Raw genomic sequence first — 21,540 nt, 5'->3', positions numbered from 1 at the left:
GGGAAGTATGGATTTCTTAAGTATGGGTTTCTCAATTTGGATAACTATACAACCATTTTTCCGTTTGACCGCGAACCCTTGGTGTACTCACAGGTTTAAAAAGCTTAATGGAGATCGGCTTTTGCCGATTGCACCGCTTCCTTGAGCCGCTTGGCTGCGGCTTCCGGGTCCGCTGCCCCTGCAATGGCTGATACCACAGCAATGCCGTCCGCACCAGCCAAGATCAACTCGGAAGCCACTTCGCCATTTATACCTCCTATGGCCGTCATAGGAAGCGTAACACCGCTGCTCCGGATGTTGCTTAGAATGGATGGTCCTTTGGCTTCTTCGGCATCCATCTTGCTGAGGGTCGGGTAAATAGGACCAACCCCAATGTAATCCGCTCCAAGCTCAGCTGCGGCCCTAGCCTCTTCGACAGTATGTGTGGACACGCCTAAGATCATGTGCTTCACTCTTTCGCGGATCATCGCATGATCCCCATCATCCTGCCCCAAATGCACCCCGTCCGCTCCAATTTGAATCGCAAGCCCCACATCATCATTAACAATAAAGGGGATTCCGTGATGATGGCAGACATTTCTTAATTGCATCGCCAGCATTAAACGCTCGGTATGGTGAAGGGACCGCACTCCCTTTTCCCGGTATTGGAACAACGTAATCCCGCCCCGGATGGCTGCTTCAAGCACCTGAACAGGGCTTCTCCCCCTGCAATTTGAACTGCCCATCACCAAATACAAGCTTAACAAGTCTCTATTCATTTGACTCAAGCTATCTCATCCTTCCGGTGTCCAGTCTGCTCCGGTATGCCCAATGATTCACCGGTCCATGGCCGGCGCCCATGCTGATCGGCTGGCTGATTGCCGCCTCTATGAAGCTCTTACCCAGAGCCACAGCTTCTTGGACAGAAAGTCCCTGTGCCAATCCGGAGGCTACAGCCGAGGATAATGTGCACCCCGTTCCATGTGTATGCCTTGTCTTGTACCGGGGGCCGGAGAACCAGAATTCCTCAGTGCCTGTAAACAAATAATCCTGGGAAGTCTCACCTTCCTCATGAAAATGCCCGCCTTTGATCAGCACACCGCCGACACCAAAGCGGGAAATCCGCTCAGCCGCAAGCCTCATGGAGTCTTCATCGACTATATCCACACCAGTGAGCAGCCGGGCTTCCGGAAGATTTGGCGTAATCAGCCGGGCTAACGGGAGCAGTCTGTGGACCAAATCATCTACCGCCTCATCCTGAAGAAGGGAGGCCCCACTCTTGGACAACATAACCGGATCCACCACCAGGTTGCGCCATTCCCACCGCTTCACACTTTGTACAACCGCTTCAATGATCTCCGAGCTGTACAGCATGCCCGTCTTCACGGCATGGGGTCCCAGATCCTCTCCAATTGCAGTAAGCTGCCGTCTAACCGTCTCAGGGGGTAAGGGAAACACATCGGATACCACAACCGTATTCTGGGCGGTCACGGCAGTAATGACACTCATCCCGTAGACGCCAAGCTCCTGAAAAGTTTTGAGGTCGGCCTGAATGCCGGCACCACCTCCCGAATCCGAACCGGCAATGGTTAACACACGCGGTATACTCATATCTGACCGCCCTCCTTTTGCCAATTAACCGAAGAACCGATGATAAATCGTTTTAGCTTCCATGATATCCTTGGTTCCATGAACCATGGCGCGCCCGTCCTTAAATAGCACCAGCCGCTTATCGCCCATCGTCAGCGAGACAAGGAATGGATTGCGTTCTACCACCCCTTCATTCAGCTGGCTGAGCACTTCCGCTGTCTTGCTCAAGTCAATCTCCCTGCGAACAGGCGGGCGGATCTGAACGGTATCTCTGCCGCACAACACTTCGGTCTTCTGTAAGTTCCCGGAAGATAAATAAGGATAAGTCCGCTCTGGGCCGCAGGAGAGACAATCTGGCTTCCTGGCACTTCCGATCTTAATCGATGCTTGTTCATTACGCCACAAATCAAAGGAGAGCAGGGTTCCCCGGAGCGCCTCTTTGCTGCCGGTTAGCAGCTTCAATGCCTCTGTGGTCTGATGTGCCACCACGGTTTGAACCGCAGAGGGAATAATGCCTGCTGTATCACAAGTGTCCCCACCCAGGGGAATTGCGCCAAGCAGACAGTTCAGACACGGAGTCTCTCCCGGGAGAATGGTGTATGTAATCCCATAACTGCCAACACACCCTCCGTAAATCCAAGGGATTCGGTGTTTCTGGGAAATATCATTAATCAGGAGACGGGTATCAAAATTATCGGTGGCGTCCAGGATCAAATCGACCCCAGGCAGCAAATCCTCAATCTCCTGCAAGGTCACATCCATGACAAAGGCCTCTACTGTAACTTCCGAATTGATCGCGAGAAGCCGCTCCTTGGCCGCTACAGCCTTTGGCAGCCTTGCTGCCGCGTCAGATTCAGAGAATAGCTGCTGACGCTGCAAATTGCTCCACTCCACATAATCACGGTCCGCGAGCACTAGATGTCCCACTCCCGCGCGGGCCAAAGTCTCCGCAATCCCGGTGCCGAGCGCGCCCACTCCAACAATCAGGACTTTGCTTCCCAACAGCTTCAGCTGACCGTTCCTGCCAATTGGAGTGAATCTTTCTTGTCTGGAATAGCGGTCTGCACTTGACCTGCTGTCTGTGCTCCCGGTTGAACCGGCAGAACCGCGTTCCTCTTCATTCATGTTGTAATCATCCCTTCCTGCGGACTGCTTGCCGCAGCATATCTTTTTACCGGAATCCGCCCCGCTTCAAACCCCAAGCGTCCGGCCAGTACCGCCAGCTTCATCGCTTCAGCCATCTTCACTGGATCAGCCGCACCCGAAACAGCCGAATTGAGAAGCACACCATCCGCTCCAAGCTCCATGGCATAAGCGGCATCCTTTGGTGAACCAATGCCCGCATCCACAATCACTGGCACCTCGGCCTGTTCAATAATCAGCTCAAGATTAAACGGATTGACGATCCCACGTCCTGCCCCGATGGGTGAAGCTCCCGGCATAACGGCATGCACACCTAGCTGCTGAAGTCTTTTGGCCAGAATAACGTCATCAGAAATATAAGGTAGAACTATAAATCCTTCCTCAAGGAGAATTTCACACGCTTTCCAGGTTTCCAGCGGATCTGGAAGCAGCGTACGGGGATCTCCGATGACCTCAACCTTGATCATATCACAAAGTCCGGATGCTTTCGCGAGTTTGGCGATTCGCACCGCCTCCTCTGCGTTCTCGGCACCCGCTGTATTCGGCAGAAGTGTGTACCGCTTCAAATCAAGGCGTTCCAGAAAATGTTCCTCACGCGGGTTGGATAGATTCAATCTGCGTACCGCGAAGGTTAATATTTCCGTCCCCGAGACTTCCACCGCCTGCCCCTGTACATCTAAGTCACTAAACTTTCCGGTTCCCAACAGCAAACGGGAGTGGAACTCATGTGATCCAATTGTTAACATCATTAACCGCCTCCTACAAAATGTACAATTTCTATGGAATCCCCATCCGACAATAAAGCCTCTTCATGCTGATCCTGGTGCAGAATATCATGGTTTTGCTCCACCACCACGGTTTTGACACCCAAATCCAAGCTTTCCAGAAGATCGTGCACCGTTCTGATTTCCTGGTCTAACGTCATGATCTGACCATTGATCCGAATCTTCACAGCACCATTTCCCCTTCCCTCTGTCTCTGATAACGGTCCGGACTGAAGGGCTCAAGATTGACCCCGGGTGTGGCAATTCCCTCCATTACATTAGCCAGGATGCTTGAGCTTACCGCACTCATCAGCACTCCGTTACGGTAGTGCCCGGCTGCAGCGTAAAGTCCGTGAATCCCTGAAAATCCACCCAGATACGGAAGTCCGTCGGGTGTCTTCGGCCTGTGTCCAGACCAGGCCCTGATAAATTGACTGGACCGGATTTCAGGTATGTACTCCGAGCCTGCGCTTAACAGCTTATACACGCTGTCAGCCCTAACTCCAGACGAACGATCCCCTGAATAACTGGTCGCTCCAAGCCACAGCTTATTTCCTGGTTTGGGAACGATGTACACATTGCGGGCATACAGCGTACTTGTGAGCAGCGGTGATTCAGAATGGACCTCCACGATCTCCCCCTTAACCGGCTCAAGGGGAAGCGTTAGCCCCAATGGCTGAAGCAGCTGGTCCATCTGCCAGCCCCCGGCAAGCACTGCCTGCTCACACTCCAGTAAGCCCCTGGATGTCATAACTCCTTGAACCGAGCCGTTGATCTCACGAATCTCCGCAGCTTTAGTTTGCAGCAGGAGTTCTGCGCCTTTGCTCTGAGCGCTGTACGCTAGAGCTTCCGTAAGTCTGGCAGGAAGCAGCTGGGTCTCCTCTGCCCTGTAAACCGCTCCATGAAGAGCTTTGCACAGAGCAGGCTCTGCTGTCTGCAGCTTCTCAGGCCTCCACCATTCGCCGGAGCAATCAGCCAGCATGCCAGCATGCAGCTCCTCCGCTTCTTGGGCGTCTCTTGCCGGAACGAGGAATCCCCGCTCGTTCAGACCAGCGTCGATACCGCTAAGCTGCCGCAGCTCGCGGATGACGGAAGGAAAAGCATCGCGGCTGAGCCGGGCCATGCTCTTAAGCTCTGGATGCTCGAAATGCTCACAATCCGCAGCCAGCATCCCAGCTGCCGCTCCGGAAGCTCCCGAAGCCAATTCCCCCTGTTCCACAAGGGCCACCTTCTTGCCCCGCTTCGTTAACTGATAGGCAAGAAAGCACCCGATTACTCCGCCGCCGATGATGACAGCATCATATCTGCTGCTCATTTTCTCTCCAACTCCTCTCGTAATAAACCACCGATGGTCTCTTTAAGCAATGCCTGCTGATATTGCCCGGCTGCCCCAGCCGGATCTGGCGAGCCCATAACGCCCGACATCACGGCAATCCCGTCGACACCTGCCTGAAGAACCTCCGATACTCTGCCGGGGGTGATTCCCCCAATTGCAATTACCGGAATAGCCGATGGCCCGCACAGGTTAGCAAGTTGATGCAGCCCCCTTGCGGTTAACCCTTGTTTCGACGATGTCGGATAAATGTGGCCATAAATACAATAATCTGCTCCCTGACCGGCCGCCTCCCGCAGTTCTTCAGCATTGTGGATGGAGCGTCCGATCATTGTACGGCTGCCTACTACAGTCCTGGCGCGGATTGGGGAAAGGCTCTCCCCACCCAGCTGCACACCTCCGAGCTTATAAGCTTTGGCAATATCCGCCCGGTCATTGATATACAGCTTGCCCGCAGGCATCCCGGCTTCAAGGAGCTGCTCCACCGCATAAGACAGCTTATAAGCACTCCAGCTCTTTTCCCTGAGATGAAAAGCATCAAGATATGGATGAATGGCGATAGCATACCGAACAAGTTCAGGCACATCTTTCGTTCCGTCTGAAATGACATGAAACTTAGGCAGACCGTTCATTTGCTGCTTCCTCTCCATAGGTATAAATTAAACGCAGCCTGTAAAAGCGCACAAAAAAGCCGCTCTCGCAGAGAGCGGCTGAACGTGTATATCAAAGCAATGAAGCTAAGCTCTGAGAACCACCTTACACCGGCTTGAATGGCTTACATTGCTAAGCTGGTGGAATGCTGGTTCCATCACGATTACCACTTCCCTACGCTGGTATAACCCAGATCAGGTGCAAAGGGTCCGGATGCTTAAAGCTTCCATCTCAGCCGAATTTGGCCCCCCTAGTGTGTAACTATTAAGTTAATGACAGTGTAACATGTTTTGGAAACAGATTGAACCCTAAATTCATGAACAAGTTTGTTCACAGGTGTGAGTTACACCTGAGTTAAGCTTTAATCAGGCTTTTTTTGTTGACCAAGCTTCCACGTCCCAGGTTTTGGTCACCCAATCCTCATAGAAGTCAGGTTCGTGGGAGACAAGGATCACAGTCCCTTTGAATGCCTTCAGTGCACGCTTTAGCTCTTCCTTCGCAACGACATCCAGGTGATTGGTAGGCTCGTCAAAAAGAATATAGTTCGTCTCGCGCATCATCAGCTTGCAAAGACGGACCTTTGCCTGTTCTCCCCCGCTAAGCGCCTTAAGCGGCCGGGTAATATGCTCATTCTTGAGACCACAGCGGGCAAGATGCGCACGGACCTCGTGTTGGTTAAGGTGAGAGAACTCATTCCAAACATCATCTATCGGAGTGATGTTCTCAGCCTTGACCTCCTGCTCGAAATAAGCCGGGAACAGAAAATCACCTTGATAGATTTTTCCGCTGATCGGTTTGATTTTGCCAAGTATTGTTTTAAGCAAAGTTGATTTACCCACACCGTTACAGCCAACAATTGCAATTTTGTCCCCGCGTTCGATGATCATCGACATCTTTGGAAGCAGTGCGTGGGTATAACCGATTTCAAAATCAATGCCTTCAAACACCGTTTTGCCGCTCGCTCTGGCCTCTTTGAAACCAAATGTCGGCTTGGCAGCTTCTTCAGGTCTGTCAATACGCTCAATCCGCTCCAGCTGCTTCTCGCGGCTCTTTGCCCGTCCCGAAGTGGAATAACGGGCTTTGTTCCGCTGAATGAAGTCTTCCTGCTTCTTAATGAATTCCTGCTGCTTCTCATAAGCGTCAATATGTTGATTCTTATTGATGTCAGCCATCTCCAGGAACTTCTCATAGTTGGCGGTATAACGGGTGAGCTTGGCAAATTCAAGATGGTAAATGACATTAACGACCTTGTTCATGAACTCCGTATCATGGGAGATCAGCATGAAAGCATAAGGATAGTTCTGCAAATAGCTCGTCAGCCACTGAATGTGCTCGACATCCAGATAGTTGGTAGGCTCATCGAGCAGCAGCACATTTGGCTTCTCCAACAGCAGCTTTGCAAGCAGCACCTTGGTGCGCTGCCCACCGCTAAGGGCTGAAACATCACGGTCAAGGCCGATCGCGGATAGACCCAGGCCGTTCGCCATTTCCTCAACCTTAACATCAATTAGATAAAAGTCGCCGATATCCAACTGCTCCTGAATGTCACCCATCTGAACCAGCAGCTCTTCCAGCTCTTCAGGCGTGGCATCTCCCATCTTGTTCGTAATCTCCATCATTTCCTTCTCAAGTTCAAGAAGAGGTAGAAAAGCATCTTTCAACACATCACGTACCGTCTTGCCCGGAGTCAGCACGGAGTGCTGATCCAAATATCCATAACGGACCTTGGGAGTCCATTCGACCTTGCCGCTGTCTTTAAGCAGTTTCCCGGTCAATATATTCATCAGTGTGGATTTCCCCACACCATTTGCACCCACCAGACCCACGCGCTCTCCGGCCAACAGGCGGAAAGAGACATTTTTAAACAATGTGCGGTCCCCGAAATTATGGGAGACATTCTCTACTGTTAATAAGCTCATAAAAAAGTACTGCTCCTATCTGTATAATTAATAATTTTATCTCAAGTAAAGGACATTCAAGATTTCATTTTAGCATAAGAACCAGGTTTTCTGAAACAAGGTGTTCAAAATTTAATCAGCTGTCACTGTCCTCATCAGCCAAATTTCATTATAAAAATGCAACAGCATCTTCAGGAAATTCAGATCTTCGATTTATTTATCAAAATCTATGAAAAATGTCTCTTAAAATTGGTAAATTTGTGTTACAATTGCTATGTAACTAATATCCAAATAATCCCTTATTTACATATTTGTATATATAGTTGCTTTTTATTTCGAACGTTTTGTATTCGCTTACAACTTATGTCGTTGTTTCGATGTTTATGTAATTTACTCAAATCTTCATCTGTTTCCGGTATAAGCTCTTAGGAGTTTATATAAATTCTCTTTTTAGAAAGGAGTTGAGGCATTCCCATTGATATCTGCCTGAACGTATTTCTAGCGTCAACCCGCATCTGAGTGACAACAGAACACTTCGTTCAGCAATACTCTAAAAACCCAAATTCGAAGGAGGTAACTTATGACATCCATCCGTTTATCCCAATCACCTGTATCCAAACTTGCCGCTGTCGCTATCTTTACCCTGCTCTCCGTAGCTCTGATGATTCTGCTGTCGGACAAAGCATCCGCACACGGCTACGTTGAAGGGCCTGCCAGCCGTGCCGCTCTGTGTAAGTCCGGCCAGAACACCGACTGTGGCGCTATCGTGTACGAACCTCAGAGCTTGGAAGCTCCAAAAGGCTTTCCTGCAGCAGGGCCTGCTGACGGCAAAATCGCCAGTGCTGGCGGAGCGTTCCCTAAGCTTGATGAGCAATCGGCATCCCGCTGGACTAAAGTGAACATTTCTTCCGGTACGAACACCTTTACTTGGAAGTTTACTGCGGCTCATGCCACAAGCAACTGGAAATATTACATCACTAAAGCAAACTGGAATCCAAACGCAGCCCTGACCCGTGATTCCTTCGACCTGACTCCATTCTGCTCTGTGAACTATGGCGGCAAGCAGCCTCCAACCTCTTACACAGACACTTGTAATGTACCCGCCCGCAGCGGATACCATGTTATCCTGGCTGTATGGGACATCGCTGACACAGCAAACGCTTTCTACAACGTAATTGATGTTAACTTCAGCGGCAGCACCCCTACCGATACTCAAGCTCCTACAGCTCCAACCGGACTGACTGCATCTTCCAAAACTGCAACAAGCGTATCTCTGTCTTGGGGCGCTTCTACTGATAATGTTGGCGTGACAGGATACCGCGTTTTCAATGGCTCCAGTGTCGTTGCTAATGTATCTGGCTCAACTTTGAACTACAATGTAACCGGTTTGACTCCTAGCACAGCCTACACGTTCAGCGTAAAGGCCATTGATGCCGCAGGAAATCTTTCCGCTGCAAGCAATACTCTTAACGTAACTACGGATGCCCCTCCAGCCAATGACACTGTGGCTCCAACAGCTCCAGGCGGACTTCATGTGATGGGGACTCCAACATCTTCCAGCATCAATCTGATGTGGAATGCTTCTACTGATAATGTAGGTGTTACCGGCTACCGTATCTATCAAGGTACAACCCTTGTAGCTACAGTCTCTGGCACAACTACAAGCTATAATGTCACCGGCCTGACTGCTAATACATCTTACACTTTCAAAGTCCATGCCTTTGATGCTGCTGGCAACCAATCTGCAGCGAGCACGGTAACCGGCAAAACTGCTGATGCTTCTGCTGCTCCGGCTTGGGCAGTGAACACAGCCTATACAGTTGGATCACTTGTTACTTATAACGGCTCTGTATACGAGTGCCTTCAGCCCCATACTTCCCTCGCTGGCTGGGAACCATCCAATGTTCCAGCCCTCTGGAAGCTGAAATAACTAAGCTTGCAATAACCTATTAACCCTGTTATGACAACACCCCCAAGTGCTGAAGAGCTTAGGCTTTTCACGCTTAGGGGTGTTTTATTGACTTCAACTCTGATCACTGCAACCGGGTAGCGAACTGTCTCATAACATATCTAGTTTTTTCTCAATTATTACTTTGTTTTTCCTTGACTGGGACACCTGGCTTCATAGTAACCCTTAGCAGCAGCTTCCCGCTCGTGGGTAAATACCTCCTCCAATTTGAACTCCTGCTTGCAGGTATCCCTATAATAGTATTTGAGTCCGTTCACAGGATGAGTACCTCCATAGATTACCGGCCGTTTAAGAAGCCGGCCTCCGCCAAGCCCATAGTTGTTGTAATACTGATCTCCAATGGGGATTCCCTGGAGGAATACAAGCAGGCCGATATCATTCAGAGTATTGATCCACTCTTCTCCTGAAATAGTTGGCAGGGTAAAGGTGTAGTCAATGCCCAGTCTGGACGCATAGCGATTATGACTATTCATCACTCTGGCTAAATCCTCCTCAATAGCCTGAACGATGACGGTACGTCTTTTCGCCTCAAACAAATCCTTGTCCCGAAGCAGTGGAATCGAACCTTCTTCATAGAGTTGATCCCGGCTTCCCTTCAACCATTTCGTTTCTGACGCCTGATATACAGTAGTGTGTTCATCCAATGTGAAGTGAACGATATTTCCTGCTTGATCCGAGAAGGCATATGGCTTTTTGGATGTCCAGCGATAATCCCCTAACTCCTCACCTTCCGAACTCTGAAAGCTATGAAAGCTGTAGATGTAGTACCCGTCATAATCAATTACAACAACAGCTGGGATATACGTAAGAAGGGCCATTTGAGCCGCCCGGTCATCTCCTATACCGAAGTTCATATATAACGTACGCAGCATAGAGTCCAGCGCCTTCTCCTTATTCGCTCTAAAAAACTTGGTTGAAGCATAACCCGGCTCGTATTCCTGGAGCGCGTTCTCGTTCAGCCTGCTTCCTCCATCCTGGGCAGCGGTCCTTAGTGCAGAAGTATACCGCATGCTCAGCTGCTGAGCTTCCATTCTGTTATGGCTGTGCACTGAATTTATCCAGAAGAAGGGGCTAACTATAAGGATAAAAACCACCGCTAGATCAGTAATCTTCATTCAACACCATTCCCCCGTAATGCAAGGGGCCCGCCTCAGCACCCTGAGCTGAATTATAAAGGAAATTGGTTAGTACGGTTAACGGACTGAGACCTTTGCGATGAATGCTAACTGTAAAATAGTCCCCCGCTTCCATCTTGTACTTGCGTCTCAGATCCTCCCTGCTTAAAGCATTTTCCGGAAATATGGTCCTCTCCAATTCATCCGTATAATGACTCTCATAATGAATAGAATAATTTTGCTGAAACGTTGTTTTGTCCGCCGGGTCGACATACTCAGGATGATATGTCTTATGCCGATGCTCCAGCTCAACTTCATAGAATTCCCCAGCTCCCCCGAGACTCCGCCTGAAATCCTCATACATTACCGGCGAAATATATCCCTTGTTTCGTACAGAGTCCACAAACTCTGTGAGGCTGTTATATGCAACTAGCAATGATATATCCTCCTGCCTTTGAGCCTGCTGCATTGCAGGGACCAGATACAGCAGCATAACGGCAAGCAAGGCTGCGAGTATTTTGGATATAGAGTTAAACATACTGCTTCCCCTTAATTCATTTTATGAAACGCAATATGGACTACCTTGCCCGAAGCTCCCCAGCTGTAGCTGACCCCGTATGCACCGTCCAATTGGATTTGCTGTATCAGGCTTGCCTTTAATTCTTCGGAACGGTTAGGGTATACACGCCCTTCCAGCTCAAGGCCTATAGAATCGTTCGCGGAATCCTGAACAAAGCAGATGATTTGGGCACCTGTATAATGTTCACGCTCTGTTATGTTTGATGGACTCTCGTATAGGGTTCTCATCTGTGGATGAGTCTGTATTCCCGAGGCATCCAGCAGCTGCTCGGTATGCCTTATTCCCATCCAGGTGTACACAAGAGCTCCTATCCACAGGGAGACTCCAATCGCAAGCCAAATAATCCGCCTCGTACTCTCCAGCATTATTTAGCCGTATTCTGAGTGAAAATTAAGCCCCGCACGACATTTGAACTGTCTTTAACAACCTGGGCCCTGAACTTTCCGCTGGGGTTTACATAATTCGGACTCGTCTCGTCCCAGGAGACACCGGCGTCTGTATCGCTTTTTCCGATTACTGAACCGTAGCTGCCGTCGGAAGCATCCCCCACATTTAAGGATGAACCGTACCATACCCCGCTTTTGTTTTTTCCTGTATGTACTTTAATGCCGAATTGGCCTTTATCCTTAAATTTACGGATGGCATTGACAACTTGAGACCCGCTGATTGAGGTATCATCATACACAGTAAAGGATGCCTGGGCCAGCTCAGTCTGAATATCGGAAAAATTGTTTTGTGCGGTTTTTGTAGCTTCTTGAGCGGAAATGAACAAGATGACAACAATCGTAATCAGGGCAATTGTCAGAAAGATCCCTGCCGCCACTTTTAATGCTGTAGATGCATTATTCATAAATTAATTAACCTCCAACTGGTATATAATTAAAGTTTCTGAATTTGCTCATAATACTGGCTCATCTGGGTAAAGCTCATCCAGATCAATGGAATGACCAAATACATAAATATGAGGGAGTACATCGGGATGAATCCGATCATTCGGCCTAAGCCCGCCTTGCTGTCCAGCATCTTGTCGTAATCCAGCCTTCGCTGTTCAAAACGGTAGGACATCTCGCCTTCCAAATCATCAAAAGCCCGGCTGATCGGGATTTTCTCCACAGCAAGCAGCAGCTTGTCCGTCAGCCGTTGAAATTCAGGAAAGCCAGCCTCCTCCCTCATCTCGAGGAGGGAACTCTCGGCTCCAGAATCATAATGAAGCAGACACTTCTCTATCGGATTTTTAAATACGGCCGCATAGGAGCACATCCACTCTAAAATCTCCTCCACGGATATACGGTCCATCTCCCTTAAAATCGTAATCATAGTCTGGAACTGGTATACCTCGTGCCTCATCTCCATCGCCCTAACTCTCCGCTGAAAATACAGCAGCCATAAAGGGAGACAGTAACCCAAATATCCAATCCCCAGAGCCAGCAGCAGCTCCCACCATTTCAAGTACTCATCACGTAACCGCTCCATCTTAACCATCAGCCGGTTAACAGTTGCCGTGATTTCATCCTTCGTAAGCGCCTTGGCTGACTCCGAAGAAGCCACCGTCCGTGATATCATCTGATATCTCTCATTCCTGTCGTTGACACTCCCAAAACGGTTGATCCATACACGATCCTGCTCCGTAATTCTCCTGTTATTAAGTGCTTCTTCCTGTGAGATTGACCCAAAAACCACCGAGCTTTTTGGAGGTTCGGACAAGATCCGATGCTTCTCGGTAGAATGCAGAAACATACTCAGCAGGAAAGCGGCCAAGAACCCGCCGGCAAAAAGAAGAACCCGCCTAACATAAAACCACTCTGGGGTAAGTCTATGTCCTGTGTCGGCAAGCAGTCTTTTTACCCGCTCATATCCTGAAGACCTTCGGCCCGGTATTAATGCCCTCCACAAACCGTTAATACCTCTCATCTCATATATTCTCTGCTCCCAGCCTGTTCTTGTGCCTTCGGACCGGTTTGATTTCTCATCCAGACTGCTTAATTTCTGCAGGAAAACATAAGAAACGATAATTAACACATAGATCGCAAGTTTGGTCATCAATCCATATTTGCCTAGATAGTAATCCTCCATTAGCGGAAAGCTGCTTCGCGCCCATACTTCAATAGGTTTGGTGAAAAAAACGGGAACCAATGCAATCACATGAAGCCCCCGCAGCAGATAGTCCAGCTTAGTTCTTCTTAACATATCCAGATGGATCTCCTGGGATAGGCTGCTGATCGCCTTCAGATAAATCGAGCCCTCCTTCTTCACCCTGTCCCCGTACTCCATAATTAAATATGAAATACCGGCAAATGATTTCAGAAAGCGGCTGGGACAAGTCAGATAATACTTGTCCAGCTCCTCTTCAGGTTTTGGTGAGACCAGCGCATCCGCAATGGCATATCCGTGTCTAGCAATCTCTTCTTCCGATTCCTCAGCAGCTTCCGTAAGGGCTTCTTCAACGATTCCGTGCCGGTGATAGGCGTGTCTGACCTCAGTGAGGTAACTAGCCATTTGCTGGAGAAGCTTCTTCTCAATCCGGTTAATGTATGAATCCACAAACACATTGTTCAGTACGATGACCGTAAGAAGAAGCGTCAACAAGTACAGCCAATCTGGATTAAGACTAAACAAGATGCCTATGCTCAGGCCAAAAATTAATATCGCAGCTGTTCCTGCCGCCATGGTATGAAACCGAAGTTCAAACTCATCATACAGATTGATAGCTGCAATTCTTTTTCGGACCTTGCTTAAGTAAGTACGAAGTAAAGGAACCTTCAGGCTAAAGACATACATGGATAGCATCCACAACTTGAAACTGCGGGACCACGCAGAGGCGTTCGGAGATTCTACAACGGTAAATGAGCTTTTCCTTTTTCTTAGTCCCATTAATTGAATTACTATGACAACGATGCCAAAACCCACCGCCGATATTGCCGCAATCCAGATCAGCCAGCTCTTAAGCTCCAATCTGATCACCCCAATGTCTGTTTAGAAATAACTGAAAGCTTCTTGCGTCATCTGGGGTCATTTGATCTCTCATCTCCTGCAGACAGCGATCTGAAAGCTTACCGGCGGGGATGTAGCAGCCATTATGATACTCAATGATATTCCGGCTCATGGATGCATCGTCTTTTACACACTCCGTAATCCGTTCAATATAACGGTTCCCCTCCATGTCCGCCCTAAGGTGAATGTTGAAATCAATCACACTGATAACCTGGCGTTCTGCCATTTGCTCATCCCGGAACATTCCGGATTTGAGCAAGGAGTTACGGAGGGACTGTATAAGACCGTCAAAAGTCTTAGCATGGTGGGTAAACACGGTAAATAAACTGGCTACCTGAGCCATTTGGATCATCCAAGTTGCCACTTCATCAGTAGCAACCTCACCTAAAATGTTCACGGTCCCGTCTGTTTTCTTCTGCAGATCAAGCCCTTCCTGCCCTGGAATATAATCAGTCTCCCGGAAGCTTAGAATATTTCGGCTGCTGTACAGATTCCTTAAATGCAGTTCAAAGGACATCTCCTGCACCCGCAAAGTATATGAAGCATAAATATGCTTGACCATTGCCATAAGAAGGGTTGTTTTCCCTGAACCCTGAGCCCCGGTAATTGCGGTAATCCGGCTGCCCTTCATAAGATATTTGAGAAGCTGGACCGGAAGCTCGCTATGCTCACCTCGAACCAGCTGCTCAAGAACCGCAGATTTAACATCAAACTTACGTACGAAGAATGCCCATGATTCCGCAAAAGGGGGTCTGACCACAACTACCCGGGACCCGTCCTTCATTTCATTTACTTTATAACCGGTTGTCTCCGACAGCTGGCCGGGAAGATTATATTTATATATGTTCTGACAGACTCTCTTCAGCTCACTTTCACTTCCGAAGGAGAGAAAGGATAGGCGGATTGACTTTCCTTTATAGAAAATCCAGACACTCTCAAAGCTCCTGGGTATATGCACGTTATTCCCATTCATGTTCATTGCCGGAAAATAATCTGTCCGCTCCTTGGTCAATAATAGCCCCGTCTGCTCAGTAACACCGCTGACTCCCCCGCTTATCCCGTCAATTCGCTGATCCCGCAGTTCATCCGCCACAGAGAAGCCTTTATACTGCTGATAGATTCGCTGTACAATAATATCCAGCTTTTCTTGGAACAGCAGCGGTCTGTACTCCAAATAAAAGGCATGTTTAATATCCTCGGCAGTAATTTCAAACCTTTGCTCCTCCCCATGCCGATCCCCTCTAATCCGATCGAGCTCATAGGTCTCAATTAGAGTGCTCATGGCCTGCTCGTCATGACTGGATTTGTATAAATACAGGAGGATTTCGAACTGATCTTGTACCGACAGCAGATGGGCATCCTCGAACGGTATGACCTTATTGATATTAATCTCATTTATGCCGCAGGTAGTCTGGAGTAAATGTGCAATTTTAACCTTCACGTAGGCCTTGTCAGCGGCATCCCCTGACACACATCCCTTTAGCGCTTTACGGAGTTCTGCCCTCTGATTTTGTCTTCTCCGGTACTCCTCCTCACCGTAATACAAGTCCTGAAGCTGCGCCCGGCTTAACTGGTGAAGGGACAGTTTGATGATCTGTGTAAGATTATTCAATACAAAATAATCATCAGAGTCTTCTTCTGGCGAGTCCTGGCGGCTTGCGGTCCACAGTTTTACAACAGGATATACAGCACAGAGCAGTACTATGCTTCCTATGATGAAAAGATTCAGATGACTCCCCATCTACGCCCCCCTATTTGAACAGGGCACCGCATTTAAGTCCATCATCCCGATCAGCCGGGCAGACACGGCACGGATGCTCTCAATATAGTGGGCGGCATTCCCTTTCGAGCGAGAGATTCCATAGTGCCGCTGGTAGAAAGCCATGACCTGCCCCGTGTTCCATGAATTGGCAAATTCTCGATTGTAGGGGACACCAAGTATTGGATTCTTCCACCGGAATCTGCGCCGAATATTGGCAATTGAGATGACCTGATCTGCATCGTAATTCGTAATAACGATAAGATACGGCCGGCTCTGCAGCAGCGAGCTCTGGTTGGCCTCTTCAAAAAAGGTTTCCAGCTGCCGAATGTTCTGCTTCACGACAACAACTACAACGTCCCCCGTCTTCAAAGTGTTCTCCGCAAATGAGCCATCCAGCGGAGTATCCAACATCAGCAGATCATAACAGGCATTTGCCGTCTGCAGCAGATGCTGTACACCTTCTTCCTTGTGCAAAATCAGCCCTGCTCCCCCAAACTCAGGACCGTAAGCCAAGTCAAGCCTGCCCTGAATAAGTGAAGCTGTATAATCCGAAATATTGCCCGGATGAAGCAGTCTTGCGGATGCCATTCGGAGCAGGGCGTCCATGCCCTGATCTTTGAAAGCAGACAATAGACCCTCTTGGCGGTTCCGAAGCTTAAATGCCTCATCAATGCCGGTTCCCCTCTTTCCAGTCTGGGCCAGCAATATCCTAATCTTATAATCCATAGCGGTTATAATCCCCAGAGATACAGCAATTTCAGCCGCTCCGCTATGTGCATAATCCCAAAAAGTGACTGTACTCATGCTCTTCTCCTATCCGCGTACCGGACAGCTTTTCGTGTCAAGCCTCTGTCCCACTTTGTAAGCTCTTCTACCAGTTCTATTAGAACCCGCTTATATGCGCGCGTAATTCTCCTGATCTCAATCGTGCCTGCATGTTCGCCTTCCAACCTGACCGCCACATTCCCTTCATCCAGAGGTATCCGGACGGGCTTGGCTTCCCAGCAGATCGGCAGACTGCTGACAAAGCTTGAAATATATTCATCAGTCAGCTGGCTGTCTACACTGTGCATGTATACCTTTTTGACTCTCCTTCCGACCAGATCGGGATACAGTTCCAGCAGCGATACAAACTGTTCTCTGCCTTTTTCCAAAGCATACCGCCCTAGGCCCGTCACCCAAACAATCTCGTCAGCCCCTTCCCACAGGTCCTGATGGCCGAAAGAACCGTTATCCATATCATACAAAATATAATCATAAGCTAGCTCTGACTCCCCACCCTCATCCAGCGCACGATACAAATCCAGCGAGTCAGCAAATCCGGTGGCCACATCCATACCGCAAAACTCGGCAATCGGAAGCCCGTCGGATTCCATCGCCATGGCATACCTGTATCTCAGCTCCTTAGAGGTATCCACAAGAAGAACTCTCTTCCGGTTGGCAGCCAGTATTCTTCCCAGATACATCAGAAGCTCCCGTTTATCACATGCTCCGATAAATATCCAATGCTTCACCTGATTTCCTCCTTGTTATTCGCCACTACCGGTTGGTCTCCCGATTTATTCGAACCGGGCGCAGCCGCTGTCCCCGCCTCTCTTGAAGCCTCATAGTATTCGGACTGCTTACCCTCAAACTCCGATGCCGTCTGAGGGGTCAGTGCACTCAGATCCTTCTCCAGCAGCGCCCTGGAGGTGATGCTAAGCCCATGCTCCGCACGCTTAAGAATATTCGGGTCCTTCGCAATAAGCTTCAGCACCTCTTGATTCGCCGGGTAAGTCGGGATAGCAGAGGTTTGAAGTTCGGGCTCAACATAGGTCAAGGCATATATGGATGCTTTATGCAGATATGCGTCAACTACCGCACTGGAAAGGGACAGAATTTCAGCTTCAGATAAGGTTAGTGTCATAGTTGACGACTTAAGGTCTTTCACTTTCTTCTTAGATAGAACAATGTAATCCTGGCCGGTGGGGAATTGAATCCTCACATCGACCACATCCTTGGTTTTCAGCACAAACGGAATTTTCACAAAGCTGATCTCCCGGTTCCTAAGATCGTCAGCTGCGGGCTCTTCCTCATACAGCAGGGAGTCCGTGATCAGGGTGCTTTTTCTAAGCGACACCTTGGCGATTTTGCCTTCAATTTGCTCTTTGGACACAACATAATCGGCGGGCGTCCGGTCCGAAGGAAGCTCGATGAGCTTCAGATCACTCGCCCCCATCTTCTCTCCAGCATCGATATCACGTACAGGAATCCAGCCTTGAATCCGCTTCCCAGCCTGCTCCTGCTTCAACCGGTTAATCTCCGCCCGGTAACGGGCTTCCCTTGCCTCCTGCTGCCTCTGACTTTGATTCTGGAGGGACCCAATCCAGGTACCGGCCAAAATTCCAGTTGTGACTGCACCAGCCAATGCCGAATAGATCAAATGTCTGGTCCGCTGCCTCAGTCGTAACATCAACTTCTTCCTCCCCACATTTTTCGGTGAAATTTAAATTTAAACCGCTTCCCGGGCTTTTGGGCCTGGAGTATCGGACGGCATAAATTTTCAAGTACTTGTACGGTCTCCGGACTGGGCTGAAAAGGATCATCTTCAAATGGAATCGGCAGCAGTCTCGAAGTGCCTAACTTCCTCCTTAGATGATGGATCACCTCCAAAGACACGGCGGGTACCACATAGATCCATTTGCTGTGCGGATAAGCGGAGGACATCCGGCAAAAAGCAACCAGATCCTGAAACCTCCATTCAGCACCTGAGCCGATAACAAGCGAAATATCCGCCCTCATAAACTCCTCGAACGCCTCCTTACTGCGGTCATTACCTAAATCAAGCACGACCAGCCCGTCCTCACCCGAGATAAGCTCCAGCATCTCCATCCGGCTGGGCCTCCGGCAGTACCTGACTCCCTGTAAAGTGAAGTGACGCTCGGCGGACTGTCCGCTTATTTCATCCTTTCTGCCAGTCAAAGATTGGAGTCTGGAAAATGCGTTTGATTTATCCGAAAGCTCAAGCAAACACACCTCTTTGAAATGCCTTTGCAGAGAGTAGCCCAGCATGATCGCGGTATGAGTGGACCCAACCCCACCCGATACGCCCATAATGGCGATCACTCTGGTTCTGGAAAGCTCGGAAGCTCCAGACCCGGAGCGTTTGGAATCGGAGTACTTCAAGGCAAGAGTCTGCATCGCTTCCTGCAGTTCCTGTACCGAGGAATACCGCTGCTCCGGCTCGTATTGAAGGAGCTTCCTGATCATCGCAAGCAGCTCCGGAGAGCGGGCAGGTCCTGATGAGCTCTTCAGCCTCTGATCTGTTTCCTGCCTCCATTCGCTCTCCTGCCCGCCGGTTATCAAATATAGAAGCAGTGCTCCCAGTGAATACAAATCTGTTCTCGCATCGGTCTGCCTTCCTCCATATTGTTCAGGCGCAGCAAACCCCACCGTCCCGAGCTTAACCGTATCTTCAGGCTGATCCTCCTTGAATTGTCGGGCAATTCCGAAGTCTATGAACCGGATACCGCCTAACCGGTCGACCATCAGATTAGAAGGTTTAAGGTCCCTGTATACCACCGGAGGATCATGCTGATGCAAATAGGCAAGACCTTCACATATCTGCTCCGCGATTCGCAGTATCTCCGCATCCGTCATTCCCTCCGAACGTTGAATCATATGCTGCTCCAGGGTAAGACCCTCAATAAAGTCCATAATCAAATAAGTGTAACCCTCCGGATCAGGAGGAAAAAAATCCACGATATGCGGAAGCCTAGAATGGTTCAGCCTGATAAGAAGCTCCGCTTCTTCCTCAAGATTGGCATACTGTTCCGGAACCGTTATGGTCTCTTTGATTGCCCATTTCTTCCCTTGTAACCTAAGATCGGTTGCACAATAGACATGGCTCATTCCTCCGCTGCCAACCCGCTTCTCAATACGATATCTGCCCCCAAGGACTGCGCCTGGCATAAGCTTTGAAGGAAACTGCAACAACTCTCCCCCTTTCAAGGACAACAAAAAAGGGAAAGCATCCATGCTCCCTGATCAGTTATGTTACCTGACCAAGGATGCTTGGAATACTTTCCCTAAGCGGCCTTTTGTATAATATTGGAATTAGTATAGTTCAATCGGCATCTAAAAGTAAAGCAAAATTTTTCCGCCTATATAAAATGAACTTACGAAGTTTACCCTTATGTGGCGCTGTGATGCCGAGTGTTCTTGCAACCCCTGTTGTCTCGAAATCTTTGAAATAACTATCCAATGGGGCATTTTCTAAAGTTCATTTTTTACATTAATTAACGGCATTAATATTTAATCATATATAACGTAATTTCATCCCGGTTATGGAACAGCTGCTTGGCCCGCTGAATCTGCATATGGGCGTTCTCAAACGTGTCCATCACTTCCTTGATCAGGGCTAGCGGCTTTTTGCTCAGCAGCTTAACCGTCACTACCGCCGTCCCCCCCGGTGAAAGGCTGTACAGCAGCCCGGTTACCAGCTTGGCCGTCAGTTTCGGACTCCAGCTCATATCGCAGACCAATAAATCAAATTGATTGTCGCGGAACTTCACGCTGTCCGCATTTTTCTGCAAATAGGTTAACCGTTCTGAAGCCATTAACGAAGGGTGCATTTTCGCAGGGTCCACGGCAGTTACTCTTAGCCCCCGTTCCAGCAGAAACGAAGTCCAGCCCCCAGGTGCTGCCCCGATGTCTAGAGCATCCCGGAATGAAGCAAAGTCAATCCCAAATACCTTTTCCGCTTCAAGCAGCTTGAACTTGGCTCTGGAAATCTGACCCTCCTCCTTCTGAAACCGGACAGCCCCTCCATTCCAATCCGACAGATTATCCCGTGGGGCGGAAATTCCAGTGAACATGGCATTCTCCGTGACCAGAACGGAAACAATCCGCTCAGCATCTTTAACCACAAACTCCTTCACCACGTCCGAGATTCCCATCTGCACTGCCTCTTTCAAATCATTAGAGGTTCCATCCCAGCACTGATGGGACGCCTTGCGCGCTTGAACGGTAACATGTGCATCATGCAGTTCGTGGAGATGCTTTAAGCAGGCTACCAGCTGCTCCATAGCGTTCTCTTTGTCCCCGTTTACGATTCCGATCTGGTATTGAACCGGAAAAATATGACGCAAGAAGATAGGCTGCTCCATGCGCAGCCTTTCCGTTGCTTCACCCACCGAAACATCCAAAGTACCGAGGAAGATCTCCCCTGGCACCAGTACGGTGCTTTTTACCGAGCCGAACTTCCTTCTTAACTCTTCCTGTGCATACGGAGCAAATCCATGATTTGCCGTACAAATGAACCGGGATGAATGTCCCGATACCCGACTCTCTATTTCCTCATGACTGATCAAAAGCCTAAAACCTCCAGTATTTTGCGTTTGTTGCCGCTTCCTTGGTCTATTTCAACTTACGGGTCACCTGGTGGGCAATTTCATCCAGACGTTCAAACGGCACCGGGCCGTTATGAATAATCACATGGTCGGGCTTGCTGCTGTACAAAGTCTCATACATGCTCATTTTGCCGTGCAGACTAGAGGTATGGAGGAAAATTTCCCTCGCAAACAGACCTTCACGAGCCATGACCGCCGCAACCTCGCCTCCAGACATCCCTTCCGGACCCATATCATAATCAAGTGACAGAATATCAACCTCAGTGGTCCGAAGAACCTCAAGACATTCCTGGCCGCTTCGCACCAGGGTGAATCCTGCTGGACAACGCCGCATATCATCCATATATAAGTGGATCACAAGTGTTCTTCCCTTCC

At 49.1% G+C, this 21,540-nt stretch carries 21 protein-coding genes and 1 riboswitch; of the genes, 1 reads left to right on the top strand and 20 read right to left on the bottom strand.

All coding sequences use genetic code 11. The annotated features are described in order from the left end of the window. Positions 1–104: 104 nt before the first annotated feature. The 8 genes from thiE to BN6628_RS11385 all read right to left on the bottom strand — a co-directional run bounded on the left by thiE (position 105) and on the right by BN6628_RS11385 (position 7,379). Positions 105–758, bottom strand: coding sequence for a thiamine phosphate synthase (gene thiE / locus BN6628_RS11420; RefSeq protein ID WP_089153607.1), 654 nt, complete (start codon positions 756–758; stop codon positions 105–107). A 10-nt stretch (positions 759–768) separates the two neighbouring features. After that, entirely contained in the window at positions 769–1,590 is an 822-nt protein-coding gene (gene thiD, locus BN6628_RS11415; protein WP_068617484.1) for a bifunctional hydroxymethylpyrimidine kinase/phosphomethylpyrimidine kinase, read from the bottom strand. A 24-nt stretch (positions 1,591–1,614) separates the two neighbouring features. Continuing rightward, complete coding sequence (locus BN6628_RS11410) at positions 1,615–2,694, bottom strand: MoeB/ThiF family adenylyltransferase (protein WP_068617476.1); 1,080 nt, start codon at positions 2,692–2,694, stop codon at positions 1,615–1,617. Next, entirely contained in the window at positions 2,691–3,458 is a 768-nt protein-coding gene (locus BN6628_RS11405; protein WP_068617474.1) for a thiazole synthase, read from the bottom strand. The genes BN6628_RS11410 and BN6628_RS11405 overlap by 4 nt, the downstream gene beginning before the upstream one ends. 2 nt (positions 3,459–3,460) lie before the next feature. After that, positions 3,461–3,664: a sulfur carrier protein ThiS gene (thiS, locus tag BN6628_RS11400; protein WP_068617472.1), complete on the bottom strand. Its 204-nt coding sequence runs from the start codon at positions 3,662–3,664 to the stop codon at positions 3,461–3,463. Beyond that, a complete protein-coding gene (gene thiO / locus BN6628_RS11395) occupies positions 3,661–4,791 on the bottom strand; it encodes a glycine oxidase ThiO (RefSeq protein WP_068617470.1) in 1,131 nt (376 codons plus the stop codon). The genes thiS and thiO overlap by 4 nt, the downstream gene beginning before the upstream one ends. Further along, positions 4,788–5,441, bottom strand: coding sequence for a thiamine phosphate synthase (locus BN6628_RS11390; protein WP_157692475.1), 654 nt, complete (start codon positions 5,439–5,441; stop codon positions 4,788–4,790). The genes thiO and BN6628_RS11390 overlap by 4 nt, the downstream gene beginning before the upstream one ends. Positions 5,442–5,614: 173 nt before the next feature. Beyond that, positions 5,615–5,722, bottom strand: a riboswitch (TPP riboswitch). Positions 5,723–5,825: 103 nt separating this feature from the next. After that, positions 5,826–7,379, bottom strand: coding sequence for an ABC-F family ATP-binding cassette domain-containing protein (locus BN6628_RS11385; protein WP_068617468.1), 1,554 nt, complete (start codon positions 7,377–7,379; stop codon positions 5,826–5,828). A gap of 559 nt (positions 7,380–7,938) precedes the next feature. Between BN6628_RS11385 and BN6628_RS11380 the strand changes: the two genes are divergently transcribed. Then, entirely contained in the window at positions 7,939–9,288 is a 1,350-nt protein-coding gene (locus BN6628_RS11380; protein WP_068617467.1) for a lytic polysaccharide monooxygenase, read from the top strand. 158 nt (positions 9,289–9,446) lie between these two features. Here the strand turns inward: BN6628_RS11380 and BN6628_RS11375 are convergent, their stop codons facing one another. From BN6628_RS11375 to BN6628_RS11320, 12 genes are all read right to left on the bottom strand, one after another. Continuing rightward, positions 9,447–10,442: a hypothetical protein gene (locus BN6628_RS11375; protein WP_068617465.1), complete on the bottom strand. Its 996-nt coding sequence runs from the start codon at positions 10,440–10,442 to the stop codon at positions 9,447–9,449. After that, positions 10,429–10,980: a hypothetical protein gene (locus tag BN6628_RS11370; protein ID WP_068617463.1), complete on the bottom strand. Its 552-nt coding sequence runs from the start codon at positions 10,978–10,980 to the stop codon at positions 10,429–10,431. Before BN6628_RS11370 ends, BN6628_RS11375 begins: the two co-directional genes overlap by 14 nt. 11 nt (positions 10,981–10,991) lie before the next feature. Continuing rightward, the gene (locus BN6628_RS11365) at positions 10,992–11,387 is read right to left on the bottom strand and encodes a hypothetical protein (protein ID WP_068617461.1); all 396 of its coding nucleotides are present in this window, start codon (positions 11,385–11,387) and stop codon (positions 10,992–10,994) included. After that, a complete protein-coding gene (locus BN6628_RS11360; RefSeq protein ID WP_068617459.1) occupies positions 11,387–11,872 on the bottom strand; it encodes an ABC transporter permease in 486 nt (161 codons plus the stop codon). The genes BN6628_RS11365 and BN6628_RS11360 overlap by 1 nt, the downstream gene beginning before the upstream one ends. A gap of 29 nt (positions 11,873–11,901) precedes the next feature. Beyond that, entirely contained in the window at positions 11,902–13,974 is a 2,073-nt protein-coding gene (locus tag BN6628_RS11355) for a hypothetical protein (protein ID WP_068617456.1), read from the bottom strand. Then, entirely contained in the window at positions 13,964–15,754 is a 1,791-nt protein-coding gene (locus BN6628_RS11350; RefSeq protein WP_068617454.1) for an ATPase, T2SS/T4P/T4SS family, read from the bottom strand. Before BN6628_RS11350 ends, BN6628_RS11355 begins: the two co-directional genes overlap by 11 nt. Continuing rightward, a complete protein-coding gene (locus tag BN6628_RS11345) occupies positions 15,755–16,579 on the bottom strand; it encodes a hypothetical protein (protein WP_068617453.1) in 825 nt (274 codons plus the stop codon). After that, positions 16,576–17,289, bottom strand: a complete 714-nt coding sequence (locus BN6628_RS11340; protein ID WP_068617452.1) for a hypothetical protein — start codon at positions 17,287–17,289, stop codon at positions 16,576–16,578. Before BN6628_RS11340 ends, BN6628_RS11345 begins: the two co-directional genes overlap by 4 nt. Then, the gene (locus tag BN6628_RS11335; RefSeq protein WP_068617449.1) at positions 17,286–18,227 is read right to left on the bottom strand and encodes an SAF domain-containing protein; all 942 of its coding nucleotides are present in this window, start codon (positions 18,225–18,227) and stop codon (positions 17,286–17,288) included. The genes BN6628_RS11340 and BN6628_RS11335 overlap by 4 nt, the downstream gene beginning before the upstream one ends. Further along, positions 18,227–19,747 (bottom strand): protein kinase domain-containing protein, encoded by a 1,521-nt coding sequence (locus tag BN6628_RS11330; RefSeq protein WP_157692474.1) that lies wholly within the window; start codon positions 19,745–19,747, stop codon positions 18,227–18,229. Before BN6628_RS11330 ends, BN6628_RS11335 begins: the two co-directional genes overlap by 1 nt. Before the next feature lie 314 nt (positions 19,748–20,061). Further along, positions 20,062–21,126, bottom strand: coding sequence for an SAM-dependent methyltransferase (locus BN6628_RS11325; protein ID WP_068617447.1), 1,065 nt, complete (start codon positions 21,124–21,126; stop codon positions 20,062–20,064). A gap of 46 nt (positions 21,127–21,172) precedes the next feature. Next, positions 21,173–21,523 carry a cyclic-phosphate processing receiver domain-containing protein gene (locus tag BN6628_RS11320; protein ID WP_068617441.1) on the bottom strand — a complete coding sequence of 117 codons (351 nt, stop codon included), beginning with the start codon at positions 21,521–21,523 and terminating at the stop codon, positions 21,173–21,175. Positions 21,524–21,540 lie beyond the last annotated feature (17 nt).

Source organism: Paenibacillus tuaregi, assembly GCF_900086655.1.
Taxonomy (GTDB): domain Bacteria; phylum Bacillota; class Bacilli; order Paenibacillales; family Paenibacillaceae; genus Fontibacillus; species Fontibacillus tuaregi.
This window is presented reverse-complemented; position numbering and strand designations above follow the sequence as displayed.

Coding starts and splice junctions, on each gene's coding strand:
- thiE (WP_089153607.1), bottom strand. CDS start 758: ATGAATAGAGACTTGTTAAGCTTGTATTTGGTGATGGGCAGTTCAAAT.
- thiD (WP_068617484.1), bottom strand. CDS start 1,590: ATGAGTATACCGCGTGTGTTAACCATTGCCGGTTCGGATTCGGGAGGT.
- BN6628_RS11410 (WP_068617476.1), bottom strand. CDS start 2,694: ATGAATGAAGAGGAACGCGGTTCTGCCGGTTCAACCGGGAGCACAGAC.
- BN6628_RS11405 (WP_068617474.1), bottom strand. CDS start 3,458: ATGTTAACAATTGGATCACATGAGTTCCACTCCCGTTTGCTGTTGGGA.
- thiO (WP_068617470.1), bottom strand. CDS start 4,791: ATGAGCAGCAGATATGATGCTGTCATCATCGGCGGCGGAGTAATCGGG.
- BN6628_RS11390 (WP_157692475.1), bottom strand. CDS start 5,441: ATGAACGGTCTGCCTAAGTTTCATGTCATTTCAGACGGAACGAAAGAT.
- BN6628_RS11385 (WP_068617468.1), bottom strand. CDS start 7,379: ATGAGCTTATTAACAGTAGAGAATGTCTCCCATAATTTCGGGGACCGC.
- BN6628_RS11380 (WP_068617467.1), top strand. CDS start 7,939: ATGACATCCATCCGTTTATCCCAATCACCTGTATCCAAACTTGCCGCT.
- BN6628_RS11375 (WP_068617465.1), bottom strand. CDS start 10,442: ATGAAGATTACTGATCTAGCGGTGGTTTTTATCCTTATAGTTAGCCCC.
- BN6628_RS11370 (WP_068617463.1), bottom strand. CDS start 10,980: ATGTTTAACTCTATATCCAAAATACTCGCAGCCTTGCTTGCCGTTATG.
- BN6628_RS11365 (WP_068617461.1), bottom strand. CDS start 11,387: ATGCTGGAGAGTACGAGGCGGATTATTTGGCTTGCGATTGGAGTCTCC.
- BN6628_RS11360 (WP_068617459.1), bottom strand. CDS start 11,872: ATGAATAATGCATCTACAGCATTAAAAGTGGCGGCAGGGATCTTTCTG.
- BN6628_RS11350 (WP_068617454.1), bottom strand. CDS start 15,754: ATGGGGAGTCATCTGAATCTTTTCATCATAGGAAGCATAGTACTGCTC.
- BN6628_RS11345 (WP_068617453.1), bottom strand. CDS start 16,579: ATGAGTACAGTCACTTTTTGGGATTATGCACATAGCGGAGCGGCTGAA.
- BN6628_RS11335 (WP_068617449.1), bottom strand. CDS start 18,227: ATGTTACGACTGAGGCAGCGGACCAGACATTTGATCTATTCGGCATTG.